This window comes from Corallococcus sp. CA049B (genome assembly GCF_003611685.1).
In the GTDB taxonomy this organism is placed as follows: domain Bacteria; phylum Myxococcota; class Myxococcia; order Myxococcales; family Myxococcaceae; genus Corallococcus; species Corallococcus coralloides.
In genome coordinates this window covers 1-9293 of sequence record NZ_RAWC01000290.1, presented here as the reverse complement: position 1 = coordinate 9293, position 9293 = coordinate 1, and the positions used below count along the sequence as shown (strand labels likewise).

Below are 9293 nucleotides of genomic sequence, written 5' to 3'. Positions count from 1 at the left end.
CCCCCCCACCCTTCCTTCCCGAGCAGGCGCATGGCCCGCATCCTCGTCATCGACGACCACGACACCCTCCGCGAGGGCATGACCGTCACCCTCACCCGCTCCGGCCACACCGTGTCCGCGGTGCGCAGCGGGGCGGACGGGCTCGCCGCTTACAAGAAGGGCCCCTTCGACCTGGTCGTCACGGACCTGAAGATGGACGGCATGGACGGCATCGCCGTGACGCGCGCGCTCAAGCAGGCGGACCCTGGCGCCGTCGTCATGGTGGTGACGGCGTTCGGCACCATCGAGACCGCCGTGCAGGCCATGCAGGAGGGCGCCTACGACTTCATCACCAAGCCCTTCCCCCCGGACGTGCTGCGCGCCAAGGTGGACAAGGGCCTGGAGCTGTCCGCCACGCGCCGCCAGGTGGAGCGCCTCACCGCCCGCACGGACGCGCATGACGCCGACGCCGCCCTCACCCACCGCGACCTGGTGGGCGACAGCGAGCCCATGCAGCGGCTCCTCGCCCAGGTGCGCAAGGTGGCCGCGAGCGACGCCACCGTGCTGGTGCGCGGCGAGAGCGGCACCGGCAAGGAGCTGGTCGCGCGGATGCTCCACCAGCGCTCCCCGCGCAAGGACGGCCCCTTCGTCGTGGTGCACTGCGCGGCCCTGGCGGAGACGCTGCTGGAGAGCGAGCTGTTCGGCCACGAGCGCGGCGCCTTCACCGGCGCGGTGAAGCGCAAGCTGGGCCGCTTCGAGCTGGCCGACGGCGGCACCCTCTTCCTGGACGAGATTGGAGAGATTCCCGCCTCCGTGCAGACCAAGCTGCTGCGCGTGCTCCAGGAGAAGGAGCTGCAGCGCGTGGGCGGAGAGGAGACGCTCAAGGTGGACGTGCGCGTGGTGAGCGCCACGCACCGCGACCTCCAGGCGGAGGTGAAGGCGGGCCGCTTCCGCGAGGACCTCTACTACCGGCTGCACATCGTCCCGCTCACCCTGCCGCCCCTGCGCGAGCGCCCCGAGGACCTGCCCGCGCTCGCGCGCCACTTCGTCGCCAAGCACGCGCCCAGGGTCAACCGGCGCGTCACCGGCATCGACGACGCGACGCTGCACGCGCTCACCCGCCACGCGTGGCCCGGCAACGTGCGCGAGCTGGAGAACGTGATGGAGCAGGCGCTCGTCTTCGCCGAGGGCGACACTCTCACCCCGCAGGACCTGCCCTCGCACCTGGCCGGCCAGACGCCGCGCATGGACGCGGGGCTGCCCGTGCCCCAGGGCGACCGGCCCCTGCCGGAAATCCTGGAGGACCTGGAGCGCCAGCTCATCGCACGCGCCTACGAGAAGGCCGGCGGCGTGAAGACGGAGACCGCCCGCCTGCTGGGCATCAAGACCTCCGCGCTGTACTACAAGCTGGAGAAGTACGGCTTCCTGCCGCGCGGCGAACGCCCCGAGGAGGCTCCGTAGGCGCCCGCGCCCGGGGGCCTCGGAAATCCGTCACCCGCGCCCCGGCCCCATGACTTTCCACCGTCCGGCCCACCCACCCCGTCCCACCCTGCCCGTGCAGGTGCCCGGAACCACGGCGCTTTCCGTCGGGCCTGGGAACGGAGTAGGAGGGAAGGACTGGCATCCGCCTTGCTGACGGTGTCCCCCCGATGATGTTGCGTGCCCTCCCCCTCCTCCTGTGCCTGTTCGTGGCCGCTCCCGCCGGGGCGACGTCCGGCCTGGAGCAGGCGCGCGCGCAGGCCCAGGCGGCGCGCACGGAGGCACGCACCCTGCGCACCCGGCAGCAGGGGCTTCGCGAGGAGCTCAACGGACTGGCCTCGCGCATCGAAGCGCTCAAGGCCCAGCGCCAGGGGAAGCTCACGGCGGGCGGAGAGCTGGAGTCCGCGCTGCGCCGCTCGCAGGAGCTGAGCGGAGAGCTCACGGGGCTGGCGCAGTCGGTGTCCGGCGCGGACGGCGAGGTGGAGCGCGCGCACCTGGCGCTGCACGGCGCGCTGTCCCAGGAGCTGACGCGGCTGCGCGCGGCGTGGGACGCGACGACGGACCGGACGCAGCGCGCGCGGCTGGTGGAGCAGATGCGGTCCGTGCGCGGCGAACGCGAGGCCGTGCGCGCGGCGCTGCCCGCCTCGCAGGTGCCGGCGCTGGATGGCGCGGCGCGCGGGGATGATCCGGAGGACCTGCTCGCGCAGGCGGACGCGCTGCGCGACAGCCAGGACAAGGTGCGCCAGCGGCTCCAGGCCCTGAAGGCGCGCATCACCGAGGTGCGCGAGGAGCGCGACCTGGACCGCCGCATGAACGACTTCCTGGGCGAGGAGTCCATGTTCGACGACCAGGACCGCCGCCTGCGCATGCGCACGGTGGGCGACCGGGGCCTGCAGGTGGCTCCCACCCAGCGGGGCGGCCGGCTGCCGGAGATGGTCCCGGGCGACGCACTGGCGGAGTCGCCGGACTACGTGGGCGACCCGACCCAGGGTCCGGGGGTCGGAGGCATTCCGACCGTGGGCAACGCGTCCGCTGGCCCCGCCGCCAGCGACCGGCGGCCCCAGGTGGACCCGGTGCGCGCCCAGGCGCTGGCCGCGGGCGGCCTGGAGGACCTGTCCTCGCTGGAGCAGGAGGCCGCGCGGCTGGAGTCCCTGGCGAGCGAGCTGGACGGACGCGCGGGCGCGCTGGAGCGCCGCGCGAAGACGCTGGCGCCCTGACGCAGCGCCGGAAGCCCGCTACAGCAGCCCTCCCTCCACCTCCAGCACCACCGTGGCCTGCACGCGCACCTCGCGCTCCGGCAGGCGCCCCGTGCCGCGCAGGATGATGGACATGCTGGGAGCGGCCACGTAGGGCCGCAGGTCCACGCTGCCGTCCGTGTTCAACCCCACCGTGGGGTTGGGCGGGCCCAGGCCCAGGCCCGCGATGCTGTCGCGCCCCGCGAAGCGCGACTCGGAGTTGCCCGCGCGGGCCACGGCCTCCATCGAGTCCAGGAAGCCGAAGTCCTGGTCGTTGGGGCTCAGGACCTTGAGCTTCATCGACTTCACCTGCACGCGCGTCACCTCGTCCTTGGTGACGTCGCGGTTCTTGAAGTCCTGGTTCTCGTTGAAGTCCAGCGCGGAGAAGCTGCTGATGGAGGGGAAGGCGTTGAGGAGCGTGGAGGTGCCGGCGGGGTTCGCGGGCACCGTCGCCTCGCCCTGGATCTCCGTGGTGAAGGACGCCGGGGAACAGGCGGAAAGCCCCAGGCCGGCCACCACCGCCGCGAGGAAGGACGCGTAAGACATGGCCGCAATGTACCGGGCGTCCGGGTGCGGCGTCACCGACCGCGGGCACACCCCGGGTGTCCCGGGGACGACGTGGCCGCACGGGGCACTTGCGAGCGTGGGCATGCCAGCGGGCCGGAGTATGGTGCGCGCGTCTTGGACCGCCGCCTCCTCCCGCTCCTCCTGGCCCTCAGCATCCCCTGGGGCGGAGGTGCGCGCGCGGCCGAGTGGCAGGGCTCGCTCCGGGGCACCGGCCGGCTGCTCGTGGACAGCAACGCCCCGCGCGACTTCTCCGACGGCGCCACGCCCGGCCCCGGCGCGGACCTGGCGCTGGGCGTGCTGGGCGTGGCGGAAGGCCGGGGCACCGGCGAGCGGGCCCAGGTGGTGGGCCGGTACGAGCTGGGCGCCCGGAAGTACCTGGACTACGACAACGAGGACACGCTGGTGCAGGCGGGCGCGCTGGAGGGCTCGCTCGCCCTGGGCACCGAGTGGGGCGTGGGCGCGGAAGGCCACGCCAAGGACCGGCGGGGCGGCAGCCGCGCGTACTCGGACCTGGGCACCAGCCTCTTCGCCGAGTACGCCCCGGACGTGCGCCTGGCCCTGCGCGTGCGCCTGGGCGCCCGCCGCTTCGTGTACCGCCCGGACCACACGGCCGACTTCGGCGGCCCGGAGGTGGGCGTCCTCGGCCGCTACCGGTTGACCCCGCGCCACACGCTGAGTGTCTTTGGCGAATGGGGTTCGCGCCGCTACGGCCCCTTTGCCCGGCCCTTCCCGGGCGTCAGCACGTCCCCCGTGCGGCGGCAGGACGGCGCGCTGGTGGCGGGGGCGGGCTACACGTACCGGGGGCCGGTGAAGCTGTCGCTCACCTATGCCTTCCAGGAGCTCAGCTCCAACAGCTTCGGAGAGACGGCCCTGCGCCACCGGCTCGTCGGCAGCGCCGGGGTGCGGCTGCCCTGGCGGGTGACGCTGCTGGCACAGGGGACGCTGGGCCTGGCGCGCTACCCGGACGGCATCTTCCTGTCACCGGAGATCATCCTGGTGGAGGAGGACGAGGGGCAGAACTCGCTGTCCCTCAAGCTGGCCCGGCCCGTCTCCGCCCGCGTGGACCTGGAGCTGTCCTGGGGCCTGTGGAGCACGCGCCTGCCGCGCAACGACCTGCGCTACACGCGCCAGGTGTTCGGCGTGGGCTTCACCTGGCGGGACCAGGACTAGGAGCGAAGTCCAGTCAGTCCAGGTCGGCGATGCGCTCGTCGATCTCCTCGGCCAGGCTGGGGTGCTGCTGGGCGAGCGCGTGGTCCCGGGCGGTGGTGAGCACCTGCTTCGCCTTGTCCGTCTGGCCGGCCCCCGCGTAGGCATCCCCCAGGGAGACGAGGGCCGCGGCGTACTTCGGGTCCAGGCGGACGGCGGTCTCCAGGGTCTGGATGGCGCTGTCGTATTCCTTGCGCTCCAGGTGGAGCTTCCCCAGGGAGAACCAGGCCATGGGGGCGTCGGGGAACTGGGCCGTCATCTTCTTGAACTGCTCCAGGCGGGCGTCGCTCATGGACGGAACCCATTAGAGGAGCGCTGGAAGCTTGCCAAGGGTGCGCTAGGGTATCCGCCACATGGCCACGAAGAAGAAGACCCCTGCATCCAAGAAGGCGAAGGCGAAGAGCACGACCCGGGCTCCGGCCCGCAAGAAGACGGCCGCCAAGAAGGCGAAGCCGGGCGTGCGTCCGCCGCCGCGCAAGAAGACCGCCGCCGCGCGCAAGAAGGCCCCGAAGGCCGCCCCCCCGCCGCCGTTGCCCAAGCCGGCTGAGAACGCGAAGGCGCGTGAGCTGGCGCGCCGCATCGGCGACCTGCTGCTGGACAAGAAGGCCACGGACGTCGTCATCCTCGACATGCGCGGGATGACGTCCTACGCGGACTACATCGTCATCGCCTCCGGCGAGAGCGACCGTCAGGTGAGCGCCATGGCGGAGAACGTCCAGGTGCAGCTCAAGCAGGAGGCGCAGCCCCTGCGCCCCATCAGCACGGAAGGCCTGGAGACGGGCCAGTGGGTGCTGCTGGACTACGACGACGTCGTGGCCCACCTGTTCAACGGCGAGGTGCGCGCCTTCTACGACCTGGACGGGCTGTGGGCGGACGCGCCCCGGGTGAAGCTGTCCTGAGGCCGTGAAGGTCCGCCTCCTCTCCATCGGCAAGGACCGCTCCGGGTTGTTCGAGCCCGCCGTGCAGGAGTACGCGCGGCGGCTCGAGCACTACACGCGCTTCGAGCTCTTGGAGCTGAACGAAGCGTCGGGCCGCAAGCTCAAGCCCGGCGAGGCGAAGTCCGCGGAGGCCGCCGCCATCCTGGGCAAGCGCAAGCCGCAGGACTGGATCGTCGCGCTGGACGAGCGCGGCACCCTGTTGGATTCCGTGGAACTCAGCCGCTACGTCGCCAAGGCGCAGACGGGCTCGAAGGATCTGCTCTTCGTCATCGGCGGGGACGAGGGACTGGACGACTCGGTGCGCGGCGCGGCGCATCAGGTGATGTCGCTGTCGCGGATGACGCTGCCCCACCGGCTGGCGCGGGTGGTGCTCATCGAGCAGCTCTACCGCGCGTTCACCATCCTGAAGGGCGAGCCCTACCACAAGTAGGCGGCCGGGCAGGCCACCCAGAAGGGCTGGGGGCCCGGGCGTCAGGGCGCGTGAAGGGACCGCGTCGAAGCGGCCATCATGAACACGCCTTCTTCTGAAAACTCCACGGCCGCCACCGTGCGCATCATCGCCTCGCCCCAGTCCTGGGTGGAGGGCGAGGCCGTCCGCCAACTGGAGGCCGTGTCGCGCCTGCCCGGGATGAGACTCGCGGTGGGCTTGCCGGACCTGCACCCCGGCAAGGGCGCTCCGGTGGGCGCGGCCTTCGAGTCCGAGGGCTTCCTCTATCCCTATCTCGTGGGCAGCGACATCGGCTGTGGCATGGGGTTGTGGGACGTGGACCTGCTGACGCGCAAGGCGAAGGCGGAGCGGTGGGCGGCGAAGCTGGATTTGGAAGGGCCGTGGGTGGGGGACACGGAGGCGGTCCTCGCGGAGCACGGCGCGAGCGGCGCGGGCTTCGAGTCGGCGCTGGGCACGGTGGGCGGCGGCAACCACTTCGCGGAGGTGCAGCGGGTGGAGGAGGTGCACGACGCGCGCGTCTTCGAGGCGCTGGGCCTGCGGGAGGAGCGGCTGCTGTTGCTCGTGCACTCGGGGTCGCGGGGGTTGGGAGAGGCCATCCTGCGCACGCACGTGGATCGGCACGCGGCGGGCGGACTGGCGGCGGACTCGGACGAGGCGCGCGCGTACCTCAAGCGGCATGACGGCGCGGTGCTGTGGGCGAAGGCGAACCGGGCGCTGGTGGCGCAGCGGACGTTGGATGGGATTGGGGCGACGGGGCGGCGGGTGTTGGACGTGTGCCACAACAGCGTGACGGCGCGGCATGCGGGCGGACGCGTGGGGTGGTTGCACCGCAAGGGCGCGGCGCCCTGGGACGAGGGGCCGGTGGTGATTCCCGGCAGCCGTGGCGCGCTGAGCTATCTGGTGTTGCCGGTGGGCACGGGCGAGCAGAGCGCGTACAGCCTGGCGCACGGCGCGGGACGCAAATGGACGCGCACGGCGGCGCGGGAGCGGCTGAAGGAGCGCTTCACGGCGGAGTCGCTGACGCGCACGTCCTTCAAGAGCCACGTGGTGTGCGAGGACCGGGACCTGCTCTTCGAGGAGGCGCCGCCTGCGTACAAGGCCATCGACCGCGTGGTGACGGACCTGGTGGAGGCGGGGCTGGTGCGGGTGGTGGCGACGCTGGCGCCGGTGCTCACGTACAAGACGCGAGGCCGCACGGCGGAGTGAGCGGCACGGGGCTCGCACGAGGGGCGCGAAGATGCGCTGCCCCTGTGAGGCCCGGTGATGTGGAAGGCCCTGTTGGACCTGGTGTATCCGCCCATGTGTCTGGCCTGCGCGAAGGTGCTGCCGGGCGTGGGCGCGCTGTTCTGCGAGCCGTGTGACACGGCGCTGGAGCGGCTGCCGCCGGTGTGTTGCCGGACGTGCGCGGAGCCCGGCGCGTTTCCTGGGAACACCTGTCCCCGCTGCCGGACGGTGCCCCCGCCGTTCAGCCGGGCCTGGGCGCCCTTCGCGCATGAGGGGCCGGTGGCGCGGGCCATCCACCGGTTCAAGTACGAGGACCACCCGGACCTGGCGGCGCCATTGGGGGCGCTGCTCGCGGACGAGGCTCGGCGGTTCCTGAGGAGCGCCCCCGGATGCGTGGTGGCGTTGCCGCTGCACGTGCGGCGCTTCCGGAAGCGGCAGTACGACCAGGCGCACCTGCTCGCGGGGGAGCTGGCGAAGGCCACGGGGCGGATGGCGCCGGTGGGGTGGCTTACGCGCACGCGGGAGACGCGGAGACAGGTGGGGCTGAGTGAAGCGGAGCGCGCGGGCAACGTGGCCGGAGCGTTCGTGGCGTCGCGGGCGGTGAAGGGGCAGGAGGTGTTGCTCCTGGATGACGTGTTCACCACGGGGTCCACCGCGCGGGCCGCCGCTGTCGCCCTGCGGGACGCGGGGGCCACGCGCGTGGAGGTGCTGACGTTGGCGAGGGCGTTCACCCTCGCCTGATGGCTGTGATTCAGCCCTGGGACTTCTTGAGTCGTGCGAGCTCGGCTTCGAGCTCCTTGAAGCGGCGTTCGGCTTCGTCCGCGCGCCGGGATTCTTCGTCCGCTCGCCGGGATTCTTCCTGGGCACGGCGTTGCAGAGTCATCGTCTGATCTTCCAGACGTTCAATGAACTCCTCGGAGACCAGCAACGGCGCGTTGCCTGCCCAGAAACGCACGTCCTCGCCTTCGACCTGGAGGTCGAGGCCCAGCACCTCAGAGGTGAAGCGACCGTTCCGGGACTCCATACGCGTGTAGACGCGCGCATCCGGTGTTGCCAGCCGGTAGCCCTCCAGCGTGAGCCGTCCCCCATCGAAGATGAAGTACTCGGGGATTCCCAGACGGGCATACCGGCTCACGTTGAACTCGGCATCCTTCTTCCGGTCGCCCCCGGCGTGGATCTCCATCACCCAGTCGAGCCCGTGCCCCTCGTGACTGACCAACCACTTCTTCCGCCGGTGGTTCTCCACATCCAGCACGACCAACAGGTCCGGCGCGAACCGTCGCTCCGCCGGGTAATACACAGGCAGTTCCGAGCCTACGTAAGCCTTGCGTCCACGACGCTTGAAGTAGCCCCGGAGCGCCTCGCGTGCGAGCAACTTGGGCTCCTGATGGTCGTCCCCCTCGGGCATCGCCATCTCTTCGTACGTCACCTCACCCGGCAGTGTTGCCACCACCCGGTCCCGCTCCTCCTGCCCCATCCGATCCCATTCTTCCTGAGAAGGCGCCCGGGGGAAGGCGTCTCCAACCTTGTCGGTATGACGTCCCATGACCTCAAGCCTGCGTCGGGTAGGCCCCATGGTCAATCGCCCCCGTGCAGGGCTTGAGCAAGCAACGCGCCAGGGAATTCTCAGACCGCCGTATAGGCTTCGCGGCGAATGACCTCGAATCAGCGCGTCTTCGCCGTCTCCAGCGCGAGCGCCTCACCGCGCAGCTGCGCGTCCAGCCAGAACGTCCCGCCCGGAACGAGCGAGGCCAGGAACGCCACGGCGATCCGCTTCAGGCCCCAGCGGTATTCGATGGCCGCCATCATCAGCGTGTAGAGGTACGCCACGAACAGCACGCCGTGCGCCATGCCCACCACTCGCACGCCCAGGGGCATGTGCAGCGCGTACTTCAACGGCATGGCGATGAGCAGCAGCACCAGGAAGGACAGGCCTTCCCAGAAGGCAACGGCGCGGAAACGGCCCAGGGCGGTCTTCAGCATGACGTCCTCTCTCCTCCGCCCATCCCGCACCGTCAAGGCGCGCGGCCAGCGCAGTATCGCCTCCCGTCGTCAGCGCGGTGAGCACGGGTGATACCGGCTGGAGTGCCTGCCCGCTCCAGGGCCCGCCTGACGTCAGGGCATCCCGGATGTCGGACGCATCACGCCAAGCGCCTTCCTCCACCCGTCCACCCCCGGAGGCTGTTATCCCCCTGCGCGTGGACTCCACCCCGAAGA

At 71.5% G+C, this 9293-nt stretch carries 11 protein-coding genes; 7 read left to right on the top strand and 4 right to left on the bottom strand.

The features are described 5' to 3' along the window. Nucleotides 1-30 precede the first annotated feature (30 nt). Both D7W82_RS36175 and D7W82_RS36170 read left to right on the top strand, forming a co-directional pair. Entirely contained in the window at nucleotides 31-1440 is a 1410-nt protein-coding gene (locus tag D7W82_RS36175) for a sigma-54 dependent transcriptional regulator (RefSeq protein WP_120622653.1), read from the top strand. A gap of 188 nt (nucleotides 1441-1628) precedes the next feature. After that, nucleotides 1629-2675: a TetR family transcriptional regulator gene (locus D7W82_RS36170; RefSeq protein ID WP_120622652.1), complete on the top strand. Its 1047-nt coding sequence runs from the start codon at nucleotides 1629-1631 to the stop codon at nucleotides 2673-2675. Nucleotides 2676-2693: 18 nt separating this feature from the next. Here D7W82_RS36170 and D7W82_RS36165 read toward each other — a convergent pair whose 3' ends face one another. Beyond that, a complete protein-coding gene (locus D7W82_RS36165) occupies nucleotides 2694-3239 on the bottom strand; it encodes a hypothetical protein (RefSeq protein ID WP_171427375.1) in 546 nt (181 codons plus the stop codon). Between the two features lie 135 nt (nucleotides 3240-3374). Between D7W82_RS36165 and D7W82_RS36160 the strand changes: the two genes are divergently transcribed. After that, nucleotides 3375-4430 carry a hypothetical protein gene (locus D7W82_RS36160; protein WP_120622651.1) on the top strand — a complete coding sequence of 352 codons (1056 nt, stop codon included), beginning with the start codon at nucleotides 3375-3377 and terminating at the stop codon, nucleotides 4428-4430. 13 nt (nucleotides 4431-4443) lie between these two features. On the opposite strand, the gene D7W82_RS36155 is transcribed toward D7W82_RS36160, so the two are convergent. Further along, nucleotides 4444-4758, bottom strand: a complete 315-nt coding sequence (locus D7W82_RS36155; protein WP_120622650.1) for a tetratricopeptide repeat protein — start codon at nucleotides 4756-4758, stop codon at nucleotides 4444-4446. A gap of 61 nt (nucleotides 4759-4819) precedes the next feature. Between D7W82_RS36155 and rsfS the strand changes: the two genes are divergently transcribed. From rsfS to D7W82_RS41135, 4 genes are all read left to right on the top strand, one after another. Beyond that, complete coding sequence (rsfS, locus tag D7W82_RS36145) at nucleotides 4820-5365, top strand: ribosome silencing factor (RefSeq protein ID WP_199727955.1); 546 nt, start codon at nucleotides 4820-4822, stop codon at nucleotides 5363-5365. 4 nt (nucleotides 5366-5369) lie between these two features. Next, entirely contained in the window at nucleotides 5370-5834 is a 465-nt protein-coding gene (locus D7W82_RS36140) for a 23S rRNA (pseudouridine(1915)-N(3))-methyltransferase RlmH (protein WP_120622649.1), read from the top strand. 78 nt (nucleotides 5835-5912) lie between these two features. Next, nucleotides 5913-7058, top strand: coding sequence for an RNA ligase RtcB family protein (locus D7W82_RS36135; protein WP_120622648.1), 1146 nt, complete (start codon nucleotides 5913-5915; stop codon nucleotides 7056-7058). Nucleotides 7059-7115: 57 nt separating this feature from the next. Then, nucleotides 7116-7817 (top strand): ComF family protein, encoded by a 702-nt coding sequence (locus tag D7W82_RS41135; RefSeq protein WP_199727944.1) that lies wholly within the window; start codon nucleotides 7116-7118, stop codon nucleotides 7815-7817. A 10-nt stretch (nucleotides 7818-7827) separates the two neighbouring features. Here D7W82_RS41135 and D7W82_RS36120 read toward each other — a convergent pair whose 3' ends face one another. Both D7W82_RS36120 and D7W82_RS36115 read right to left on the bottom strand, forming a co-directional pair. Continuing rightward, the gene (locus tag D7W82_RS36120; RefSeq protein ID WP_120622647.1) at nucleotides 7828-8622 is read right to left on the bottom strand and encodes a Uma2 family endonuclease; all 795 of its coding nucleotides are present in this window, start codon (nucleotides 8620-8622) and stop codon (nucleotides 7828-7830) included. A gap of 119 nt (nucleotides 8623-8741) precedes the next feature. Beyond that, on the bottom strand, nucleotides 8742-9059 hold the full coding sequence (locus tag D7W82_RS36115; protein WP_120622646.1) for a DUF3817 domain-containing protein: 318 nt from the start codon (nucleotides 9057-9059) through the stop codon (nucleotides 8742-8744). Nucleotides 9060-9293: the final 234 nt, after the last annotated feature.

Bases quoted from the DNA above. Each gene is read 5' to 3' on its own strand.
- D7W82_RS36175 (WP_120622653.1), top strand. From the start codon at position 31: ATGGCCCGCATCCTCGTCATCGACGACCACGACACCCTCCGCGAGGGC.
- D7W82_RS36170 (WP_120622652.1), top strand. From the start codon at position 1,629: ATGATGTTGCGTGCCCTCCCCCTCCTCCTGTGCCTGTTCGTGGCCGCT.
- D7W82_RS36165 (WP_171427375.1), bottom strand. From the start codon at position 3,239: ATGTCTTACGCGTCCTTCCTCGCGGCGGTGGTGGCCGGCCTGGGGCTT.
- D7W82_RS36155 (WP_120622650.1), bottom strand. From the start codon at position 4,758: ATGAGCGACGCCCGCCTGGAGCAGTTCAAGAAGATGACGGCCCAGTTC.
- rsfS (WP_199727955.1), top strand. From the start codon at position 4,820: ATGGCCACGAAGAAGAAGACCCCTGCATCCAAGAAGGCGAAGGCGAAG.
- D7W82_RS36135 (WP_120622648.1), top strand. From the start codon at position 5,913: ATGAACACGCCTTCTTCTGAAAACTCCACGGCCGCCACCGTGCGCATC.
- D7W82_RS41135 (WP_199727944.1), top strand. From the start codon at position 7,116: ATGTGGAAGGCCCTGTTGGACCTGGTGTATCCGCCCATGTGTCTGGCC.
- D7W82_RS36120 (WP_120622647.1), bottom strand. From the start codon at position 8,622: ATGGGACGTCATACCGACAAGGTTGGAGACGCCTTCCCCCGGGCGCCT.
- D7W82_RS36115 (WP_120622646.1), bottom strand. From the start codon at position 9,059: ATGCTGAAGACCGCCCTGGGCCGTTTCCGCGCCGTTGCCTTCTGGGAA.